The organism is Mycolicibacter engbaekii (assembly GCF_002101585.1).
In the GTDB taxonomy this organism is placed as follows: domain Bacteria; phylum Actinomycetota; class Actinomycetes; order Mycobacteriales; family Mycobacteriaceae; genus Mycobacterium; species Mycobacterium engbaekii.
In genome coordinates, this window is sequence record NZ_LQOT01000008.1 from 73309 (window position 1) to 95844 (window position 22536).

Genomic DNA, 22536 nt, shown 5'->3' on the forward strand with positions numbered 1-22536 from the left:
CGGTCGTGTCGGACCACGGTGTCAGGGTGCGGCACATGACGAACCTGAGGTCCTTGCGCGGCATCGAGCTGCGCTACGTACTGACGCACCATCTGCTGCACCACGGGACGTGCAGCATCGCCGAACTGGCCGCGGAGCTGGACTCGCGTGGCTTCTGTGTCCAGGGGCGGCCGTCCAAAGCGATCTCGGATGCCCTGCGGTGGGAACGGGAACACGGTCGGGTGTTTCGGCGGGGCCGGGGCCGCTACGGGCCCGCGCGGGTTCCGCGCAGCACCGAGTACCGCATTCACCAACGGGTGATGGCGCTGCGGGAGCAGGCAGCCGGTGACGACTCTGCGGACCAAGGCAGCCCGTGACGGTGCAGCTCCGGCGCCGCGGACCTCCCTCCGCAACCCGACATAACGTGGGTTGTCGCGCAGAGGCGGGCAACAATCACATATATCCCGGCCGCGCACGAGAGCGCCGGACGGCCCGGATTCCCCGCCAGCCGGGCGGACGGGGTGCCCCGCATGGCGGGCGGCGTCGCATAGCATCAGGCCTCGTGTCCTCCACCCACGATCAGCCCCAGCGGCGCTATCGGATTGCACGGCTGATCGCAGTGCTCGCCGGCGTCAGCGGCGTGCTGCTGTGCGGCATCACACCGCTGCTCCCGGTCAAACAGACCACCGCCACCATCGCCTGGCCGCAGGGCGTCGACGCCGACGGCTACGTCTCCGACGTCACCGCTCCCCTGGTCTCCGGAGCGCCGCGCAGCCTGGACATCACCATCCCGTGCTCGGCGATCGCCACCCTGGGCGCCAACGGCGGCCTGGTGCTGTCCACAGTGCCGGCCGGCGGGGTGGACGCCACCGCCCACGGCCTGTTCGTGCGGGCCAACAAGACGACCGTGACCGCGGCCTACCGCGACCACGTGGCCGCGGCCACCGCCCGCGACAAGCTCGGCGACTGCAGCGAACTGCACCTGTGGGCCGACGCCGGCGGGGTGGGCGCGGACTTCGTCGGTATCCCCGGCGCCTCCGGGCGCCTGCCCGGGGAGAACAAGCCGCAGATCGGCGGCATCTTCACCGAGCTCGAGGTGGGCCCGCAGCCCGGCTTGAGCGCGCGCGTCGACATCGACACCCGCTTCATCACCTCGCCCACCGTTCTGAAGGCCGGCGTGATGACGCTGGGACTGCTGGCGGTGCTGGCATCGATCATCGCGCTGGGTGTGCTGGACCGCCGCGTGGGGCATCGCACGCCACGCAGCTGGCGACGCTGGTTCAAGGCCAGTCCCATCACCTGGCTGGCCGATGCGGGGGTGCTGGCGGCGTTGGCCCTCTGGCACGTCATCGGTGCCATCTCCAGCGACGACGGCTACAACCTGACGATGGCGCGCAACGTCGCGCATGCCGGATACGTCGCCAACTACTACCGCTTCTTCGGCGCCAGCGAGGCCCCGTTCGACTGGTATCCGGCGCTGCTGGGCCAGCTGAGCACGGTGAGCACCGCCGGGGTGTGGATGCGGCTGCCCGCCACCGCCGCTGCGATGGCCTGCTGGCTGATCATCAGCCGGCTGATCCTGCCCCGGCTGGGCCGCCTGTCGGGTAACCGGGTGGCGGTGCTCACCGCCGCGATGATGTTCCTGGCGGCCTGGATGCCGTTCAACAACGGCCTGCGCCCCGAGCCGCTGATCGCCCTGGGCACCTTGGTGGTCTGGGTTCTGGTGGAGCGCACCATCGCCACCCGGCGGCTGGTTCCCGCGGCGTGGGCCATCGTGGTGGCGGTCTTCACCGTCACGCTGGCCCCGCACGGCTTGATCGCCCTGGCCCCGCTGCTGACCGGTTCCCGCGCGATCGAAGCGGTGATCCGCCGCCGGCGCGCCGACGACGGCCTGGTCGCGCCGCTGGCGGTGCTGGCCGCGGCGGCTTCGGTGATCGCCGTGGTGGTCTGCCGGTCGCAGACCCTGGCCGCGGTCGCGGAGTCGGCCCGGATCAAATACGTCGTCGGCCCGACCATCGCCTGGTACCAGGAGTTCCTGCGCTACTACTTCCTGACCGTCGAGGAGAACGTCGACGCCTCGATGACGCGCCGGTTCGCCGTGCTGGTGCTGCTGTTCTGCATGCTCGCCATGCTGGTGATCCTGCTGCGCCGCGGGCGAATCAGCGGCGTCGCCAGCGGTCCGGCCTGGCGGTTGATCGGCTCGACCGCGGTGGGCCTGCTGCTGCTGACCTTCACCCCGACCAAGTGGGCGGTGCAGTTCGGCGCGTTCGCCGGTCTGGCGGGGGCCCTGGCGGCGTTGACCGCGTTCACCTACGCCCGGGTCGGTCTGCACAGCCGACGCAACATGACCCTGTACGTGACGGCGCTGCTGTTCCTGGTGGCCATCGCGACATCGGGGGTCAACGGCTGGTTCTACGTCGGCGGCTACGGCGTGCCCTGGTTCGACATTCCGCCGGTGATCGCCAGCCGGCCGGTCACCTCGATGTTCCTGGCGGCGTCCATCGCCACCGGTCTGCTGGCCGGCTGGCAGCACTTCCGGTTGGACTACGCCGGCCACACCGAGGTCAGCGCCAACCGGCGCAACCGGATTCTGGCCTCCACCCCGCTGCTGGTGGTCGCCAGCCTGATGGTGCTGCTGATGGTCGGCTCGATGGCCAAGGCCGCTGCCGGGCGCTACCCGGCCTACACCACCGCCAAGGCCAACGCCGAGGCCGTGCTGGCCGGCGTCCGCGGCCAAACCAGCTGCGGCATGGCCGACGACGTGCTGGCCGAACCGGACACCAATGCCGGGCTGCTGCAACCCGTGGCCGGCCAGGACTACGGCGAGCTCGGCCCGCTCGGCGGCACCGACCCCTACGGGTTCGACCCCAACGCCGTCGACGAGGACCTCACCTCCCTGGCCGTGATCGCCAAGCCCGGCGTGCCCAACGCCGACGCCTCGCCCAACAAGCCCAGCGCCAACCAGAGCGATGCGGCGGGCACCGCCGGAGGCAAGCTCCCCGACGACGCCCCGGACGGGGTGAACGGGTCCCGGGTGGCGCTGCCGTTCGGCCTGGACCCGGCGGTGACGCCGGTGCTGGGCTCCTACGGCGAGCAGGTCGCCGCGCACGCCACCTCGGTCTGGTACCGCCTGCCCGAGCCCGACCCGGCAACCAGCCGGGCGCCCATCGTCGTCGTCACCGCCGCCGGCGCCATCTGGTCGCACGGCGAGGACGGCAAGCTCGACTACGGCCAGCCGCTCAAGCTGGAGTGGGGCGCCAGTGGGCCCGACGGCACCTTCAAGGCGCTGGGGCAGGTGGAGCCCATCGACATCGGGCCGCAGAACTCCTGGCGCAACCTGCGTTTCCCGTTGGCCTGGGCGCCGCCGGGCACCGATGTGGTGCGCATCGTGGCCAACGACCCGAACCTGTCCACCGAGCAGTGGATCGCCTTCACGCCCCCGCGGGTGCCGGTGGTGCAGACCATCACCGAGTTGATGGGCTCGCAGACCCCGGTGCTGATGGACATCGCCGTCGCGGCGAACTTCCCGTGCCAGCGGCCGTTCACCGAACACCTGGGGATCGCCGAACTGCCCGAGTACCGGATCATGCCGGATCACAAGCAGACCGCGGCGTCGTCCAATCTGTGGCAGTCGGCCGAGGACGGCGGACCGTTCCTGATCACCCAGGCCATGCTGTGGACCACCACCGTCCCGACCTACCTGCGCAATGACTGGTATCGCGACTGGGGTGCCGTGGAGGCCTACCACCGCCTGATCCCCGCCAAGACCGCGCCCGACGCCGTCATCGAGCAGGGCACCGTCACCGTTACCGGCTGGAGCCGGCCCGGACCGATTCGAGCACTGCCATGACCGCGCCCGCGACCGACCGTGACCTCACACTGACCCGCTGGGTGGCCGTCGTCGCCGGCCTCGTGGGCTTCCTGCTGTCGGTGGCCACACCGCTGCTGCCGGTGGTGCAGACCACCGCGACGCTGAACTGGCCGCAGCACGGCGAGCTGAGCAGCGTCACCGCGCCGCTGATCTCCCAGACGCCGCTGTCGCTGACGGTGAAGGCGCCGTGTGCGCTGGTGCGCCAGTTGCCCGCCGAGGGCGGCACGCTGGTATCGACCGCGCCGGCCAAGGGCAAGGACGCCGCGCTCAACGGGCTGTTCATCACCGTCACCGAGAAGCGGGTGGACGTCACCGACCGCAACGTGGTGCTGGCGACCGCGCCCCGCGCCAAGGTGGAGGGCCCCGACTGCACCGATATCGAGGTCACCTCGTCGCACGACGGGACGTTCGCCACCATCGGGGGCATCACGCAGCGGTACGGCTGGTCGGATCCGAACCTGCGCCCGCAGATCGTCGGGGTGTTCACCGACCTGACCGGCCCGGCGCCGGACGGGCTGTCGCTGACCGCCGACATCGACACCCGGTTCTCCACCAAGCCCACCGCGCTCAAGCGGGCAGCGATCTTCGCGGCGATCCTCGCCACGGTGATCGCGGTGCTGGCGCTGTGGCGGCTGGACCGGCTCGACGGGCACCGGATGCACCGGCTGATCCCGAGCCGGTGGCGGTTCTTCTCACTGGCCGATGTGGCGGTCGTGTTCGGGTTCCTGCTGTGGTACGTGATCGGCGCGAACTCCTCCGACGACGGCTACATCCTGGGAATGGCCCGGGTGGCCGATCACGCCGGCTACATGAGCAACTACTTCCGCTGGTTCGGCAGCCCGGAAGACCCGTTCGGCTGGTACTACAACCTGCTGGCGCTGATGACGCACGTGTCCGACGCCAGCATCTGGATCCGGCTGCCGGACCTGGTGGCCGGGCTGGTGTGCTGGCTGCTGCTCAGCCGCGAGGTGCTGCCCCGGTTCGGTCCGGCGGTGGCGGCCAGCAAGCCCGCCCTGTGGGCCGCCGGCATGGTGCTGCTGGCGGCATGGATGCCGTTCAACAACGGTCTGCGTCCCGAGGGGATCATCGCCGTCGGCTCGCTGATCACCTATGTGCTGGTGGAGCGGGCGATCATCTCGAGCAGGCTGACGCCGGCGGCGCTGGCGATCATCTGCGCGGCGTTCACCCTGGGGATTCAGCCCACCGGTCTGATCGCGGTGGCCGCGCTGCTGGCCGGCGGCCGGCCGCTGCTGCGAATCCTGGTGCGCCGGCACCGGCTGGTGGGCACCTGGCCGCTGGTGGCGCCGCTGCTGGCCGCCGGTGCGGTGATCTTGACCGTGGTCTTCGCCGACCAGACGGTGCGGGCGGTCCTGGAGGCCACCCGCGTGCGCACCGCCATCGGTCCCAGCCAGGCCTGGTACACCGAGAACCTGCGCTACTACTACCTGATCCTGCCGACGGTCGACGGCTCGCTGTCGCGGCGGTTCGGGTTCTTGATCTGTGCGCTGTGCCTGTTCACCGCCATGTTCATCATGTTGCGACGCAAGCGGATCGCCGGGGTGGCCAGCGGCCCGGTGTGGCGGTTGATGGGCGTGATCCTGGCGACCATGTTCTCGCTGATGTTCGCCCCCACCAAGTGGGTGCACCACTTCGGGCTGTTCGCCGCGGTGGCCGGGGCGATGGCGGCGCTGACCACCGTGCTGGTCTCCCGACAAGTGGTGCGCTGGTCGCGAAATCGCATGGCGTTCGCCGCGGCGGTGCTGTTCATCATGGCGTTGTGTTTCGCCACCACCAACGGCTGGTGGTATGTCTCCAGCTACGGCGTTCCGTTCAACGCCGACATGCCGCGAATCGGCGGAATCACAGTCAGCACCATCTTTTTCGCGATGTTTGCGGTGGTCGCCGGTTGGGCGGCCTGGCTGCACTTCGCCCCGCGTGATCGCGGCGAGGGCCGGCTGGCCCGGGCGCTGACCACCGCCCCGGTACCGGTGGCAGCCGGTTTCATGGTGTGCGTCTTCATCGCCTCGATGGTGGCCGGGATCATCCGCGAATACCCGACCTACTCCAACGGCTTGGCCAACGTGCGCGCGTTCGTGGGCGGCTGCGGGCTGGCCGACAACGTGCTGGTCGAGCCGGACCCCAACGACGGCGCACTGACGCCGCTGCCGGGACAGTACGGCGAGCTGGGACCGTTGGGTGGAGTGGACCCGGTCGGTTTCACCGCCAGCGGGGTGCCGGAGAAGGTGGTGGCCGAGGCGCTGCGCATGCCGATCACCCAGCCCGGCACCGACTACGACTGGGATGCTCCCAAGAAGCTGAAGAAGCCGGGCATCAACGGCTCGACGGTGCCACTGCCCTACGGCCTGGACCCGGCACGGGTTCCGCTGGCCGGCAGTTACAGCACCGACGCGCAGCAGGTGTCCACGCTGACATCGGCCTGGTACACGCTTCCCCAGGCCGACGACGCCCACCCGCTGATCGCGGTGACCGCCGCGGGCACCATCGCCGGCAACAGCGTGCTGAAGGGCTACACCACCGGTCAGGACGTGGAGCTGGAGTACGGGGTTCCCGGCCCCGACGGCACGCCGGTGGCGGCCGGCCGGCTGGTGCCCTACGACCTGTTCGGGGAGTGGCCCCGGATGTGGCGCAACCTGCGTTACCCGCGCACGCAGATTCCGTCGGACGCCACGGCGGTACGCATTGTGGCCGTGGACAAGTCGCTGAATCCGCGGGATTGGATCGCCTTCACCCCACCGCGACTGCCCGAGGTGAAGACCATTCAGGAGTACATCGGCTCCGACAAGCCGGTGCTGCTGGACTGGGCGGTGGGCCTGGCGTTCCCGTGCCAGCACCCGATGCTGCACGCCAACGGCGTCACCGAGGTGCCGGAGTACCGGATCACCCCGGACTACAACGCCAAGAAGCAGGACACCGACACCTGGCAGGACGGGGTCAACGGCGGGTTGCTCGGGATCTCCGACATGCTGCTGCGCGCCCATGTGATGGCCACCTACCTCAACCATGACTGGGGCCGGGACTGGGGTTCGTTGCGTCAGTTCGATGTCATCACGCCGGCCACCCCGGCGGAGCTGGACTTGGGCAGCGCCACGCGTTCGGGCTGGTGGTCACCCGGCGAGATCCGCATCAAGCCGTAGCCCGTTCGCCGGCGAAGGCCGACGGGCGCGGCGGATCACGCGGCCAGGTTGCGGGCGAAGTCGGCCCGCACGGCAGGCATCTCGGTGCCGCGCAGCGAATAGCCGGCTGTCTCGGGCAGGAACCGCAAGGCGATCAACCCGATGGCCGCGGCCACCATCAGGTAGGCCGCCGGGAACAACTGCCAGCCGGTGTGGGTGATCACCGAGTCGGCCAGCACCGGCGCGGTGCCGCCGAACAGTGCCACGGCCGCGTTGTCGGCGACGGCGAAGCCGGCGAAGCGGACCTGGGTGGGAAACAGCGCCGGGAAGGTGGCTGCCACGGTGGCCATGGGCGCCGCGAACAGCACGCTGAGCACGGTGAACCCGAGCACCGCGAAGCCGAAACCCTGGCCCATGAGCCAGTACATCGGCAGTGCCAGCACCGCGAACCCCAGCATCGAGCCGCGCCACAGCGGTTTTCGCCCGATCCGGTCCGACCAGGCACCGGCCAGCGGGATGCAGGCCATCATCGCCAACTCCCCCACCAGCACCACCGCGGTCCTGCTGCGCGGGTCAAGGCCGACGGTGGCGTACAGGTAGGTCGGCTGATAGGTCACCAGGGTGTAGTCGATGATGTTGAGCGCCACCAACAGGGCGAAGGTGACCAGCAGGGGCCGGGTGTAGTTGGTCAGGAGGTCTACCAGCCGGTCGCGCGCCGAGCCGGTGATCGTGCATTCGGCGAACACGGGTGTCTCCGGCATCCGGCTGCGCAGCACCAGTCCCAGCACGCCCAGCGGCAGTGCGAGCAGGAAGGGAATGCGCCAGCCCCAGGCCGCCATCTGCTCGTGGGTGAGCATCGCCTCCAGTGCCAGTACCACGGCGGTGCCGAGCACGAAGCCGCCCACGGCACCGAACTCCAGCAGGCTGCCGTAGGCCCCGCGCTTGTTGTCGGGTGCACATTCGGCCATAAATGTTGCGGCGCCGCCGTATTCGCCGCCGGTCGAGAATCCCTGCACCACCCGCAGGGCGATCAACAGCACCGGGGCCCACCAGCCCGCGCTGGCGTAGGTGGGCAACAGACCGATGAGCGTGGTGGCTATCGCGATCAGCACGATGGTCGCGACCAGAGCGGACTTGCGGCCGAACCGATCTCCGATGGGTCCCCAGACCAGGCCGCCCAACGGCCGGAGCACAAAGGAGACCGCGAAGCCCAGCATGGTGCCGAGGCTGCCGAGCGCGTTGGGAAAGAACGCTTCGGTCAGGTAGGTCGCCACCACGGCGTAGACGCCGTAGTCATACCATTCGGTCGCGTTGCCGATGGCCGATGCAGCGATGGCTTTGCGCATCAGGCGCTGGTTTTCATCAGGCGCGCAGGCCGGATTCGGTGCGGCCGGTTCCGGGGTGCGTGGCGGCAGCAGCAGACTCACCGCGCCTCGCCGCCAAGAAACACGCCGTCCCCCTGTCCAGGCCTCCGACGATTCGCACGGCGATCCGCTGGCCGGGAATCGCCCTGCGGCCCGGCAGAGTTGGAACCTCGGCGGCTAGCCCTGCATTGGGATCACCTGGGAGGAACGATAATTGGTTTCACCGCGAAGTAGCCGTCTGTTGGGCGAAGCGTTACACAACGCTTACGTCAGCGATACCGTCCGCGGCCGGCGGCCCAGTCAATCCCGCTGACCCACAGCGTCCTAGCCCTGAGCTTCCCAGTAGGCCGGGTCCAGGTACTGGCCCACCAACGATTCCCACAACATGTTGGTCAGGCCCTGGAGCATGGCCTGCGGGTCAGCGCCGTCGGCCAGCCCCACACCGTCGCCGGCCGCCAGCAGCGGCGCCAACGCCGGGTTGTCGATCATCTCGGTCAGCTGGTAGGTGGCCGGGTCCAAGATGGCGTCGACGAAGTTGTTCCAGCCGGTCTGGGCTGCCACCGCCAGCGCGGCGTTGACCTCGGTCCAGTTGATGTCCTGCGGTTCCATGGTCACTTCGGTGGGCACGTCGGCAGGCCCGTCGTTCCAGCCGTGCTCGATGTTGCCGTAGCCGAGGTTCACCAGGATCCGCATGGTCGGCTCCATCAGCTCATACAGCGGCTTTCCGGTGATGGGCACGAACAGCAGGGGCCACAGCAGCGGCAGGTACTCGCTCTCGATCATGTAGGAGCTGACCAGGCTGTCGGGGCTGGACTCCAGCAGGGTCGCATTCGCGATCTGCTCGGGAGTCAGGCCCAGGTAGGCGACGTGCTGGATGCCCATGCCCATCATGGCGTTGAGCGTGGAGAAGATGTTGCTGGCGTACTTCGGGAAGTCGGCGTAGCCGTCGTACTCCAGGGTGTAGATGCTGGTGGGGTAGAGATCGCTGGGCGTCGGGTTGCCCAGGGTGACGTCGCTTTGCCCCATCAGCCGGGCAATCTCCGGCACGTTCTCGAAGCCGACCAGCATGCCCCCAATGGGGTTGGCCGAGTTGCCGATCAACACGAAGTTCACCGCGGAGCTGGGCACGTCGGCCTCTTGGAGCTGCTCCATGGCCAGGGTGGTCAACGCGGCACTCTGCGAGTACCCGAACACCGTGACCGGGTTGTCGGCATCGACTTGGCCGCTCTCGATCAAAGCCAGCACCTTGTCGACGAGAATCTCTGCCCCGGCGGCCAAGGAGGTGTCCAACATGTAGGGCTCCTGCGGCGTGGTCAGCACCTGGAGCTGCCCGGCGAAGCCCTGCGGCTCCAAGAACAGTTCGTTGACCGTTTCAGCGAACTGCAGGCTGGGCGTGGGCATCATGCTGGGGCCCATGATCAGCGCGATACCGGAGTTGGCCAGCGGTCCGCCATCGGCGGTGAGCACCACCCCGAGGGGTCCGGGCATCGCCGCCAGCGGGGCGAGTTGGGGCGCGCCGCACACGCCTGCGACCACGATGGCAGCGGCCAGGGCGGCCCGCACACCGGACTGACGGTGGCTGGACCGTGCCGTTACTGCTTCAAACATCCAGACTTCCTCGCCGGTTCTCCGGGCCGCACATGATCGTGCCGTTGCCGAACTTGGATGATTTCAATCACACTGAGGTCTGTCAAACTCAGCTTAGATTTACCCCGGAACACCCTTCTGATCTGCGCAGGAGCTGGTAGCGGCCGAGAACCGGCATTCACCCAGGCCCAGACCCTGAGGTAAGACTGAGCGGGGTGAGTGGTACGGCTGCACCGGTCGCGGGGCGCCTATCGGCGTTAAAGGCGCGGGTCCCGATGCCGTGAAGTGCACGCAAGTGACTGGTTCGCGCTGGCCAACGCCAGTAATGTCGTCGCGGTGCGCTTGTCGCCGCAGGGGGAAGCGCAGCATCGCCGAGCGTGCGTCGTAAGGGGTGGCCGGGCATGCCGCTGAGTCTGTCGAACCGGGACCAGAACTCCGGTCACCTGTTCTACAACCGCCGACTGCGCGCAGCCACCACCAGATTCTCCGTGCGCATGAAGCACGACGACCGCAAACAGACCGCCGCGATCGTGCTGTCCATCGTCTTGATCCTGATCGGCATGGGCTGGATGCTGCTGCTCAACGTGCTGCGCCCAGCCGGCATTGTTCGGACGTCATCGATTGTCGGCGACCGTGATTCGGGTGCGATCTACGCGCGTATCGACGGGCGGCTGTATCCGGCGTTGAACATCACCTCGGCGCGACTTGCCGTAGGCCATGCTGAGCCACCCACCTGGGTCAAACCCGCTGAGATCGCCAAATACCCGACCGGCCCCATGATCGGCATTCCGGGCGCCCCGCCGTCCTTGATCGCCAACACCGGCGCCCCTTCGGCGTGGGCGGTCTGTGACACCGCCGGCTCACCGCGGCGCGCCGAACCGCCCGTGGTGACAGCGATTGCGGGACTGCTGAATCCCCTCGGACGCGCCGCACCGCTGGCACCGGACGCGGCCATCCTGACTCGCTTCCAGGGCGCGACGTACGTCATCTGGGGCGGCAAGCGGTCCCAAGTGGATCCCGCCGATCGAGCCACCACGCTCAGTCTCGGTCTCGATCCGGGGACCACCGCACCTGTCGAGATATCGCGGGCGCTGTTCGACGCCCTCCCGAGCACCGAACCCCTCCGCGTTCCGGTGATCCCGCTGGCGGGCTCCCCGTCGCAATGGGTGCCCGGCTCCCAGGTGGGGACGGTGCTGGAGACCCGGACGTCCAGCGGCGGTTCGCAGTTCTACGTTCTGGTTCCCGAGGGAGTCCAGAAGATCAGCAGCTTCGTCGCCGACCTGATCCGCAGCGCGAACTCGTTCGGCTCGGTGGCGCCGCTTATCGTCAGCCCCGACAAGCTGCTCAAGATCCCGGAAGTGACCACCCTGCCCGTCGAGTACTACCCCCACGGCAGGCTCGCATTCATCGATATCGCGGCCGACCCGACTACCTGCGTGGCCTGGGAGAAGGCCTCCGGTGATCCACAGGCGCGGATCACCCTGTACAGCGGACGCGGCCTGCCGGTGTCGCCGGAGATGGACAGCCGGATCGTCCGATTGGTGCGCGACGACCGCAGCCCCAACTCGGTGGTCGCCAACCAGGTGCTGGTGCTGCCGGGAGCAACCAACTTCGTCGCCTCCACCAGCGGACTGCCCGAATCCGACACCCGCGAGTCGCTGTTCTGGGTGTCGCCCAACGGTGTCCGATTCGGCATCGCCGCCGAAACCGACACCCTCCAGGGCCTCGCTCTGGACCCGGGCTCCGCGCAGCAAGCACCGTGGCCGCTACTGCGCACATTCGCCAGCGGTCCAGAACTGTCGCGGCGCGCGGCACTGCTGGCCCGCGACACCCTGGTGGCGCCCGGGGCCGTACAGCCGGTGGTCCCCAGCAACCAGCCGGGCGTCTCGGGAGGGCACTGACCGATGTCCAAGCGCGCGTTCGTTCCCGTCCGCCTTCAGGTCCCTGAACCCAAGCCCGTGCGGGTCGCACCCCGGGCGCCAGACGCACTTCCCGAACGCGAGCCGCGCAACCTCTGGGTGATGATCGGCATACCCGCCCTGATCGTGGCACTGATCGGCACGATCGTCATGCTCTATGTCTCCGGTGTGCGCAACCTGGGATCGGGCATGTTCCCCATGGTGGGCATGGCCGGGCTGGCCATGCTGATGTTCTCCGGGCGCTTCGGCCGGGCCCGCAAGATCAGCTGGGGCGAGCAGGAGAAGAACCGGCGCAGCTACCTGCGCTCCCTCGACAGCGAGCGTGACGAGATTCAGAAGGCGGTCTGCGCCCAGCGCAACGCCCAGGAGTTGGTGCACTCCACTCCGCTGGAGCTGGGCGCGGTCATCGGGGGCCAACGCATGTGGGAACGCCGCCGCTCCGACGCGGATTTCCTGGACGTTCGGCTAGGCGTCGGGGTGCAGCATGCCCCGGACTCGGTGTTGTCGGTGCAGTGGCCGGAGATTCCTGTCGACGAGGAGTTGGAGCCCGTCACCGGCCAGGCGTTGCGCGACTTCATCCTGGAACAGCGCAAGATCCGCGACATCGCCAAGGTGGTGAACCTGCGCTCCCGCCCCGGTTTCAGCTTTATCGGAGAAGACCTCGACGGGATTCGCTCACTGCTGCGTTCGATGCTCAGCGGGCTGGCGGTTTTTCACAATCCCCTCGACGTCAAGCTGGTGGTGGTGACCCGGCACCCGGAGCTGTGGTCGTGGATGATCTGGCTGCCGCACAACCAACACGACGACATGTTCGACGCCTGCGGGTGGCGACGCCTGGTGTTCACCAGTCCTACCGAACTTGAGGCGACGCTGGGCGCCGACCTTCACATGAAGGGCAAGCGCGGCGCCTGGCGGCCGCTCTCCGCGCCGAGCCCCACCACCATGGCCTCACCGCTGGAGACCGGTGGCGCCGGGCCCGATCTGGGTCCGCACCTGGTGATCGTCGACGACAACACGGGCAGCCCCGAGGCATGGGAGAGCGTGGTCGGTCGTGTCGGCAAGGAAGGCATCACGGTGCTGCGCGTGGCGTCGCGTCTGGGCACCGGTGTGGGCTTCGGCCGCGACGAGGTCTTTGAGTTGTCCAAGCAGCCGGCCCCGCGGAATGGCGCTGACCAAGCCGGCGCCCCGGACCGCAGGAACCGGCGCGGCCCCGACCTGCCCGAACGGCCGACGCTGCGCGCCGGCGGAAAGTTCTTCGCGCACGCCGACCAATTGTCGGTGCCGCGCGCTTACCGCTACGCGAGGGCAATGGCTCGCTGGTCACCTACGGCCAGCGTCGATGTCGCCGACGCGGGTAGCGGCGCCCTGGAACTGTTGCGTGCGCTGGGCATCGACGACGCCCGGGAACTCAACGTCGACCGGTTATGGGCGGAAAGACGCAGCCGGGGCGATGAACGGTGGGCGGAGATCCCCGTCGGAGCCAAGCCCAGCGGTGAACTGCAGAACGTCATTCTGCGCGCTAAAGACTTCGGCGGCTACGGTTTTCACTCAGTGGTCATCGGGACCAGCGGCTCGGGGAAATCCGAGTTCTTCCTTTCCCTGGTCTACGGCATTGCGCTGACCCACTCGCCGGAGACCTTCAACGTCATCTTCGTCGATATGAAGTTCGAGTCCGCGGCCCAAGACATCCTCGGCATCCCGCACGTATCGGCCGCATTGTCCAACCTCGGAAAGGACGAGCGGCACCTCGCCGAAAGAATGCGGCGCGCCATCGACGGTGAGATAGCCCGGCGCTATCGCCTGTTCAATTCGGTCGGTGCACGCGACGCAAACGATTACGAAGAGATACGCCTGGCCGGGCGGGATCTGGAACCGGTACCCGTACTGCTCGTAGTCATCGACGAATACCTGGAGCTGTTCCAGAACCACCCCAAGTGGATCGACTTGATCATCCACATCGGGCAGGAGGGCCGCGGCGCCAACGTCTTCTTCATGCTCGGCGGACAACGCCTGGATCTGTCCTCCTTGCAGAAAGTGAAGTCCAACATCGCCTTCCGGGTCGCCCTGCGGGCCGAGTCCGGCGACGACAGCCGCGAAGTGATCGGCTCGGATGCCGCCTACCACCTGCCGTCGAAGGAGAACGGCTTCGGACTGCTCAAGGTCGGCCCGCGCGACCTGGAGCCATTCCGCTGCTTCTACCTCTCGGCGCCGTTCGTGGTCCCCAAACGCAAGCTGCCGACCGGCCAGACCCTCGACATGACGCTCACCAAGCCCCGGCTGTACACCTGGCAGTACCAGCCGCTGGACGCGGCGGACGCCCAAGCGCTGCGAGACATGTCGGCCACCGACGCCGAGCCCGATGAGTTTCTGCTGCACGCCGACGGCTTCAAGAAGAAGAAGATCGTCGATGTGCTGCGCGAGTCACTCATCGCCGCCGACCGCAAGGCGCCCCATCTGCCGTGGTTGCCTCCGCTGGAGATCTCCGAGCCGGTCGACGCCCTGGTCGCGCGCTACCGGGGCAAACCGTGGCACGTCGACTACGGCCGCAACCCCGGCCTGGTGTGGCCGCTGGCCGTCAAGGACATCCCCGAGGACGCCCAGCAACTGGTGCACTGCGTGGACGTGTTGCGCAGCAACATCATGGTGGTCGGGGCTAAGAGCCGCGGCAAGACGACCACGCTGATGACGCTGATGTGTTCGGCCGCGCTGATGTACACCCCGGCGCGGGTGACGTTCTTCTGCGTCGGCGGCGCAACGCTGGGCTACGCCGAAACCCTGCCGCACGTGGCCGACATCGTCTCGCCGGCCGACCGCGAGGGCGTGGAGCGCACGGTTGCGACCATGGCCGCGCTCATCAGCGCCCGCCAAGACACCTTCCGCCGCGACAAGATCGACATCAACGAGTTCCGGGAGCGCCGCTTCGGCTCAGGCGGTGGCGAGAGCATGGCCGGCACCGACGCCGGCGATCCCTACGGCGACGTCTTCCTGGTGATCGACGACTTCTCCGACCTCTACGCCGCCGACACCATGCTCGGTGACCGGATCATCGCCCTGAGCGGTGTCGGTCCGGAGTACGGCGTGCACTTGATGACCAGCGCCTCCGGCTGGATTCACGGTCAACGCCAGACATTGCTGCAGAACTCGGACGTACGCATCCAGCTGCGGCTGCAGAACCCCGGCGAGAATGAGATGGGCACCGCGTCGCTGGACGCCCGCGATGCCGCCAAACGCACCGTCAACCGGCCGGGCTTCGGTCTGACGGAGTCGCTGCACGAGATGCTCATCGGGGTTCCGGAACTTGCCGCCGAGGACGGCACCCGGATCGGGACCCGGGAACTCGGGAGCCGGGTTGCGCAGGTCGCGGGTGTCACCAAGCACGCCACACTCAAGCGACTTCCACCGGCTGTCGCGCTCGCGGAGGTCCTGGCCTACGACGTCGCGCAGCGGCCGCCCGCCCAGGCCGCGCCGTCCATCGCGTTCATGATCGGCGAACAGCACGATCTGCTCCCGGTCCCGCTGATGCTGGCCGAGAACCCCGGGATGATGATCCTGGGGCGGGCCCTGTGCGGCAAAAGCGCCACTTTGGCCGCAATCGGCGAAGCAGTGATGGCGCGTTTCGGCCCCGGGGAAGCCCAGATCACGATCATCGACCCCAAGACGGGCCCGCTGCGAGACCTGCAGGGCCCCGGGTACATCCATGCCTACGCCTATGACCAGGACGAGATCGACGAGACACTGACCACGCTTGCCCAGCAGATACTGCTCCCCCGGCTGCCCGCCAGGGGGCTCAGCCAGGAGGAGCTACGGGCGCTCAAGCCCTGGGAGGGGCCGCGGCATTTCGTGTTGATCGATGACGTGCAGGATCTGCGCCCCGCACAAATTCATCCGGCGAAGCCACCGGTAGGTGCGGCATTGTGGAAGCTGATGGAACGGGGCCGTCAGATCGGACTGCACGTTTTCACCACCCGTAACTCGTCCAACTTCGGCCAATTGGAGATGGACCCCTGGGTGAAGGCGCAACGCGCCGCCAAGGTGCCCACGTTGTTCATGGACAACGACCCCCAGAACAAGGTCAACCGCACGGTGCGGGCCCAGGCGTTGCCCGCCGGCCGCGGACTGTTGGTCAATGACTTAGAAGTCGAGGGCGTTCTGGTAGGAGTCCCGTCGTCGATGATCCACGATTTCGAACGGCAATAACCGGTATTTACATCTTGAAGTGACGAGCGCCCCAATTCGGTTTACGATCAAGTCCGGTTCGCCGCCGTCGACATATCGGTGATGAGGCATCGGGGAGGAAATATGTTTTCTGTAGAACCGGAAGCGGTCCTGGCTTCATCGGGAGTCGAAGCCGCAATCACCGCCGAAACACAGGCGGCCGCCTCGGCCGCCAGCCCGGCATTGCTGGGGGTTCTGCCCATGGGTAACGACCCCGATTCCCTCGCATTCCATGCGGCCCTACTGGCCTCCGGCGGCGAATACCTGGGCATCGTCGCCGAGCATTCGGTGCAGCGCGGCTTGTACTCCGGCGCGCAAGCCACCGCCGCAGGTGTGTACGGCGCCACCGAGGCACTACGGGCCGCCACCGTCGCGCTCGGCGGCTAGCCCATGGCCGACCCGGGGTGGGCCGCCCGCACACCGGAGACCAACGACATGTTGATCAAATCCGGCGCGGGCATTCCGACCATGCTGGCCAACGGCGCCGCATGGTCGGCGCTGGGTGTGGCCCATCATGCGTCGGGAATCGCCTCGGCGGTCAACACGGCATTGACCTCACTGCGGTGGATCGGAGCCGGATCCGAGGGATCGGTCCTCAACGCAACCCTGCTGAACGTCGCCCTGCACGGCTTGGCGGGATGGGTAGACGTCAAGGCCCCCATCGTCGCGGCGGCCGTCGAGGCCTACCGGCTCGCCTATGCCAGCATGCGCACCACCGCCGAGTGCGAAGAGAACCGGATCGAGACCGCAACCGACTACGCGATCAACCCGTCGGTGCTCGGGGCCCTGACGCCGCGGATCGCTTCGCTCGAATACGAGTACTACGGCCTGTTCTGGCCGAACAACGCCGCGGTGGGAGCGTCCTACGGGGCGACGCTGACGGCGCTCACCGCCAGCCTGACGGTTCCCGCTCCGGTGGCGCCTATGGGCGCTTCCCCGGCAGCTCCCGCTGCGGCGGCCGGCGCTGTCGGCGAGGCGGCCTCCCAGGCCGCTGCCGGAGGCGCGATGCGCGCCGCCCACGCCGGCACGTCTACCGCCACCAACGCTGCCGGCCAGAGCGCCGGTGCCGCCCAGAGCATGGGCGACCCGATGAGCTCCCTGCTGGGCCCGGTTCAGCAGATCGGCTCGACGCTGACCCAGGCGCCGCAGTCGCTGGCGCAGCTCCCGCAGTCGATGCTGAGCCCGATGCAGTCCCTGATGGGCATGTTCATGAACCCGAACGCGCTGGGCGGGGCGCTCAACTCCCCAGGGGCCACCGGGCTTCCCGCCACGGCGACGCTGGCGAACGCCACCACCTCCTCCGGTGGCGTCGCGACAGGCGGGCCGGGCGCGCCGGTCTCCGCGTTCACCCGGCCCGTCAGCGCCTTCGACTCCGGTGGCGGGCGTCCGATGGGATTGCGGCCCAGCGGCGCGCTGGGTTCGGTCGAGACGAACCGGCTGACGACCACCGGCGCCACGGGCATGGGGGGCATGCCCATCGCGCCCGGCGCCGCGGCGGGAGCCGGCGGCAAGACCAACAACGGCCACTCGGACCGGACCACCACCGTGCGCGTTATCGACGATCGGGTTTGACCTGGGCTTTTGTGGGCCACAGGGTGAATCGACACAGCTAAAAGGAGCAAATAGACTACCGCCAGCCAGATCCCGCCGAATCCGGGGGGGTTGTTTCTACAACCGAGGAGGAATCGATGGCAGCCATTGTCGTCACGCCCGAACTGATGCGGAACACCGCGTCAAAACTGTCGCAGCACATCGAACATGCGCAGGCGATCGCCAACCAGTACCTGGCCGACCACGAGAACATTCTGGGGGCGTCGACGTGGGACGGCGCGGGGTCGCGGGCCTCGTTCACCACCGCCGCGCAGATTCACGACGACATGCAGAAGGTCCTCATCGGCGGCAGCCGGCTGACCGAAGGTCTCAACCAGGCCGCTGCGCTCATGGAATCGCACGAGTCCCACTCCGAGCACGCTTTCCACTCGCTGTTCGGCGGACAGTCCGCCTAACACCCCACCACCCCTGTACTCGAAAGGACACCGATTCCTATGTCCACCAGTGACGGAATTACCTACCACCCCGGCGCCGTAAGCGACCACGCCCACGGCGTCATCGGCAACGCGAGCGCCCTGGATCAGATCCACGCCGATGCTCACCAGCTGACCCAGATGCTGACCGAGTACTTCGCCGGTCATGGTGCCACCGGATTCTTCGAAGCCCAGGCGCAGATGCTCTCCGGTCTGCAGGGCCTGATCGAGACCATCGGTCACCACGGTTCCACCATCGGCTCCGTGCTGGATGGGGCGGTGCAGACCGACCAGACGATCAACCACATCTTTTGACCCGCTCGAAGTGGGGTGTCTGCGATACGACGCAGATGCCCCACTTCGCATGTCGGCGCGGCTGCCGCAAACCACCGATTGAGGAGAGGGCCCCGTGCTGACGACCACTGTTGACGGACTGTGGGTGCTGCAGGCCGTCACCGGCATCGAATCGTTGTGCCCGGAGTTGGGCCTGCGGCCACTACTACCCCGTCTGGACACTCCCGAGCGCGCGCTTGCGCATCCGATGGCGCAGGAGCTGCGCACCATCGGCGCTCTCGATGAACAGGGCCAAGCCGACCCGATGCTGCGGGAATGGCTGACGGTGATCATGCGACGCGACATCGCGCTGATGCTCAACCTCAGTTTCCCCGGTCAGCCCCACGGCGACCCCCAGCACCTGACCCGTGTCTCGATCAGCCGATTCGCTTCCTGGTGGGTGGTGCTGGAACGCCATGGTCTCGAGGTGCGGCTCTATCCCGCCGGAATTGCCGCCGACCAGGAGGCTGCCGGCGAGCTCCTCGTCGGGCAGATCGAGCGGCTGTGCGGTGTCACCGACCCAGCACCGCTGCGGCCAGTCACCCTGGACACCAGCGAACTGCTCGAACGAGTTCGCAGCCCGGAGAGTCTTCGTCAGCACCTGGCCGCTCTCCGGCTCGATATCGATCAGCAGCAGATCGTGGCGATGGCCGCGGACCCGGAGCTGGCGGGCCAGGCCAACATCGTCGCGATCCAGCCGGGCGCAGGCGCCGAGGAACTCGCCCGCGTAGCCGTGGGGGACACCACGGTGCTGATTTCGGACACCCCGGCCGGCCGCGTCTGTGTAGAGAATGTCGACAATGGCGGTCGCCGGTACCAAATCGTCTCCCCCGGCACTCGTAGCGATGTCGCCGGTGCGATCCTGCGGCTCATAGCCCGGCTGCCCGCGGGCGCGGACTGGCATTCCCACCGGCGGGTTGTATGACAGTGAATTCACGGCCTTGCCTTTACCGTGCATTCCGGTCCAGAAACGTAGCAATCGCAGTTTCAGCAATCGTGTTAACATCACGCTCGTGACGAGCCCGTGGAATAGCCCGAATATGCCGGACGAAGGCTCATCTGTGCGGTGGGATCCGGCATCGGGCCCCAGCTACCGCGATTCGATATCGGACTCGATGCGTATTTCCGACCTGGCGACGCCGCGCAAGATTCCACCGGGCTCGGGCTGGCGCAGACTGGTCTATGTCCTGTCGGCTAAAACCGTTAATCCTGGCGAATCTCCGAGCGAACGCCATTATCGCGACTTGCGTAATAGAATTCGTCGGCACATCCGGCGGCAGTACGTGATCACGTTGGTGTCCGGGAAGGGCGGCACCGGCGTGACGACGATGACCGCGGCCATCGGCAGCGTCTTCCGGGAATGTCGGCCCGAGAATGTCATCGCGATTGACGCCGTCCCGGGCTTCGGGACCCTGTCTGACCGCATTGACGAGCACCCTCCGGGTGATTACTCGGCCGTCCTGAGCGACACCGACGTACAGGGGTATTCCGATATCCGGGAACACCTCGGCCAGAATGCCGTTGGCCTAGATGTTCTGGCAGGCAATCGCACCTCGGACCAGTTGAGGCCGCTTGTCCCGGCAATGTTCAGCGGGGTGTTGTCGCGGTTGCGACGCACGCACAATGTGATCGTCGTCGACACGGCGGCGGACCTCGAACACCCGGTCATGAAACCGGTGCTGGAGAACACCGACACCCTCGTCTTCGTGTCGGGGGTCACCGCCGACCAGTCCCGTCCTGTGTTGCGGGCGGTGGACTACCTGGCTTCGCAGGGCTATCACGAGCTGGTTTCGCGTTCCACGGTGATCCTCAACCACTCCGCCCCGAGAGCCGACAGTGCTGCGGTGGCATATCTGACCGAGCGGTTCAGCAAGACCGGCGCCACCGTGGAGGTCATGCCCTATGACGCTCATCTGGCAAAGGGCGGAATCATCGATGTCCCGAATGAGGTGAAGAAGAAGACCCGACTGCGGCTATTTGAAATAACCGCTGGTCTGGCCGACAAGTTCGTGCCCGACACCGAAAGGTAAACGCGGTGACCTCCCCGACACCAGCAAAAGTCGCATTTCCGGCACGCTGTGCGGTGAGCCTCGCCTACGATAAACACCTCGTTTCTCAGGTCTTCCCGGCCGGGATTCCCGTCGAAGAATTCTTCGAGGGAATGGTCGAGCTGCTCGACGAGGATCTGCGGCACCACGGTTTTGACGGGGTTGCGCTGCCGCCGGGAAGTTACGAACTGCACAAGGTCAATGGCGTCCGGCTGGACATCGCACGCAGCCTCGACGACCTGGGCGTACAAGACGGCGACACCCTGGTCCTGGTTCCGGTGGTGGGCGGCGACTCCTTCGAGCCGCAGTACGAGTCCCTGTCGAGCGCCCTGGCCGCAACGGCACGCCGGCTGGGAGCCCAGCCGGAGATTCAGTGCCCAGAGTGCGGCCACAAGGCCGACGAGCAGACGGTGACCCGCCTGCTCAAGGTGAAGGTGGACCGGATGTTCGCCCCGGTCACCGCATTGACCGCCGCACACACTGCGATCGGGCTGACGGCCTTGTCGGTGGTGGTGCTTGCGGCGCTGGCGGTCCGGGCCCGAACCTTCAGCGACAGTTGGCCTCCTGCCGCCGTCCTGGTGGGCCTCGGGGGGTTGCTGGCGCTGGGGGCCACGGTGATCCGGCGCAACTGGCCCGCACGCGGCGACCTGTTCAGCGGGTTCGGTTGGCTGGCGGTGCTCGCGTTGTCCTGCGCAGCGTTCTGCGCGGCGCCCGGCTCCCTGGGGGCGCCCCACGTGATGATCGGGCTGACAGTGCTGGCGCTCGGCGCGATCGGCCTCAGCGTGCTGCTTCGTTCGCAGAGCACGGTTGCCACTGCGGTCGTCGCCGCCGCGGGAATCGGCGGCGCGGTGGCGGCAACCCGGATGTGGCAGCCGGTGTCGCCGCAGGTGATCGGCATCTGCCTTCTGCTGGGCCTGCTGATCCTGTTGCGGATGGCCCCCACCATCGCGCTGTGGGTTGCACGGGTGCGGCCGCCCTACTTCGGTTCGATCACCGGGCGAGACTTGTTCGCCCGTCGTGCCAACATGCCGATCGACACGGTCTCCCCCGTCACGCCCGAGGATGCAGAGGACGACGAGGACGACTTGGTCGACATCTCGGCCCGCGGCGCGGCGATCGCGGCCTCCGCGCGTTTGATCAACTCCGTGCAGGTCGGGATTTGTGTCGCGGCCGGCATCGCATTGCCGATCGCGGTCTGGATGGTGCTCACCCCGGGCGGCCCACGGCAGCGTGGCGCGGTGGCGCTATGCGGTCTGGTGGCTGGCCTGTTCATCACTCAGGGCCGCGGTTTCGCCGCACGCGTCCAAGCGATTGCACTGGTGGGGGGAGCCAGCGCGGCCGTACTCGCCGGAATCGTCAAATACGCCCTGGCGAGCCCTGGCGATTCCGCCGCCGGCTTCCTGTGGCCGGCCGCTGCCATCGCCGTCTTCGCCGGGTTGGGGCTGGCCGCCGGCCTGCTGGTACCCGAAACCAAGTTTGTGCCCTGGATCCGGCTGGCCGTCGAATGGCTGGAAGTCCTGGCATTCATCGTGGTGGGCGTACTGGGCGCGTGGCTGGGAGGACTGTTCGTGTGGGTCCGCAACTGAGGCACCTGCCGGCTCGCGGGGCCATCGTCGCCGCGGTGATGGCGCTGGTCTTTGCGTCGAGCGGCCCACCTCCAGCCCGGGCGATCGAGCCTCCTTCGGTCGATCCTGCGCTGGTCCCTGCCGATGGCACGCCGGGACCGGACCAGCCGATGCGGCGCTCGAATTCCTGCAGTGTCCCGATCACGGTCGGCAATCCCGACGTGGCGCAGCTGGCACCCGGATTCGACATGCTGGGTATCGCCGCGGCATGGCAGTACTCCACCGGCAACGGCGTCCCGGTTGCCGTCATCGACACCGGTGTCACACCGAATCCCCGCTTGCCGGCGATCGCCGGGGGCGACTACATCATGGGCGGGGCGGAGGGTCTCGGCGGCCTGCAGGACTGCGACGCGCACGGCACGATCGCCGCGTCGATCATCGCCGCGGCTCCGCTGGGGGCGCTGCCGATGCCCCGCCCCATGCCGGCGGTCCCCGCC

At 67.9% G+C, this 22536-nt stretch carries 14 protein-coding genes and 1 pseudogene; 13 read left to right on the forward strand and 2 right to left on the reverse strand.

The window, feature by feature from the left end:
* Positions 1 to 35: 35 nt before the first annotated feature.
* The 3 genes from AWC02_RS01275 (at position 36) to AWC02_RS01285 (ending at position 7005) form a co-directional block, all read left to right on the forward strand.
* Positions 36 to 356, forward strand: a complete 321-nt coding sequence (locus tag AWC02_RS01275) for a hypothetical protein (protein WP_085126473.1) — start codon at positions 36 to 38, stop codon at positions 354 to 356.
* A gap of 185 nt (positions 357 to 541) precedes the next feature.
* Positions 542 to 3829 (forward strand): arabinosyltransferase domain-containing protein, encoded by a 3288-nt coding sequence (locus tag AWC02_RS01280; protein ID WP_085126476.1) that lies wholly within the window; start codon positions 542 to 544, stop codon positions 3827 to 3829.
* A complete protein-coding gene (locus AWC02_RS01285; protein ID WP_085126478.1) occupies positions 3826 to 7005 on the forward strand; it encodes an arabinosyltransferase domain-containing protein in 3180 nt (1059 codons plus the stop codon). Before AWC02_RS01280 ends, AWC02_RS01285 begins: the two co-directional genes overlap by 4 nt.
* A 35-nt stretch (positions 7006 to 7040) precedes the next feature.
* Here the strand turns inward: AWC02_RS01285 and AWC02_RS01290 are convergent, their stop codons facing one another.
* Positions 7041 to 8411, reverse strand: coding sequence for an MFS transporter (locus tag AWC02_RS01290; protein WP_085126480.1), 1371 nt, complete (start codon positions 8409 to 8411; stop codon positions 7041 to 7043).
* Positions 8412 to 8672: 261 nt separating this feature from the next.
* Complete coding sequence (locus tag AWC02_RS01295) at positions 8673 to 9956, reverse strand: PE-PPE domain-containing protein (RefSeq protein WP_085126482.1); 1284 nt, start codon at positions 9954 to 9956, stop codon at positions 8673 to 8675.
* A gap of 380 nt (positions 9957 to 10336) precedes the next feature.
* Between AWC02_RS01295 and eccB the strand changes: the two genes are divergently transcribed.
* The 10 genes and pseudogenes from eccB to AWC02_RS01345 all read left to right on the forward strand — a co-directional run.
* Positions 10337 to 11836 carry a type VII secretion protein EccB gene (eccB, locus tag AWC02_RS01300; protein WP_085126484.1) on the forward strand — a complete coding sequence of 500 codons (1500 nt, stop codon included), beginning with the start codon at positions 10337 to 10339 and terminating at the stop codon, positions 11834 to 11836.
* Between the two features lie 3 nt (positions 11837 to 11839).
* The gene (eccCa, locus tag AWC02_RS01305; RefSeq protein ID WP_085126486.1) at positions 11840 to 16051 is read left to right on the forward strand and encodes a type VII secretion protein EccCa; all 4212 of its coding nucleotides are present in this window, start codon (positions 11840 to 11842) and stop codon (positions 16049 to 16051) included.
* Positions 16052 to 16153: 102 nt separating this feature from the next.
* On the forward strand, positions 16154 to 16456 hold the full coding sequence (locus AWC02_RS01310) for a PE domain-containing protein (RefSeq protein WP_085126488.1): 303 nt from the start codon (positions 16154 to 16156) through the stop codon (positions 16454 to 16456).
* Between the two features lie 3 nt (positions 16457 to 16459).
* Positions 16460 to 17641, forward strand: a complete 1182-nt coding sequence (locus tag AWC02_RS01315) for a PPE domain-containing protein (protein WP_085126490.1) — start codon at positions 16460 to 16462, stop codon at positions 17639 to 17641.
* 116 nt (positions 17642 to 17757) lie between these two features.
* Complete coding sequence (locus AWC02_RS01320) at positions 17758 to 18075, forward strand: WXG100 family type VII secretion target (RefSeq protein WP_085126492.1); 318 nt, start codon at positions 17758 to 17760, stop codon at positions 18073 to 18075.
* Between the two features lie 39 nt (positions 18076 to 18114).
* On the forward strand, positions 18115 to 18408 hold the full coding sequence (locus AWC02_RS01325) for a WXG100 family type VII secretion target (protein ID WP_085126494.1): 294 nt from the start codon (positions 18115 to 18117) through the stop codon (positions 18406 to 18408).
* 94 nt (positions 18409 to 18502) lie between these two features.
* Positions 18503 to 19351 carry an ESX secretion-associated protein EspG gene (locus AWC02_RS01330; protein WP_085126496.1) on the forward strand — a complete coding sequence of 283 codons (849 nt, stop codon included), beginning with the start codon at positions 18503 to 18505 and terminating at the stop codon, positions 19349 to 19351.
* 88 nt (positions 19352 to 19439) lie between these two features.
* Complete coding sequence (locus tag AWC02_RS01335; RefSeq protein WP_109560813.1) at positions 19440 to 20456, forward strand: MinD/ParA family ATP-binding protein; 1017 nt, start codon at positions 19440 to 19442, stop codon at positions 20454 to 20456.
* A 5-nt stretch (positions 20457 to 20461) separates the two neighbouring features.
* Entirely contained in the window at positions 20462 to 22060 is a 1599-nt protein-coding gene (eccD, locus tag AWC02_RS01340; RefSeq protein ID WP_085126500.1) for a type VII secretion integral membrane protein EccD, read from the forward strand.
* Between the two features lie 38 nt (positions 22061 to 22098).
* Positions 22099 to 22536, forward strand: a pseudogene (locus tag AWC02_RS01345) (type VII secretion-associated serine protease); the annotation flags it as partial.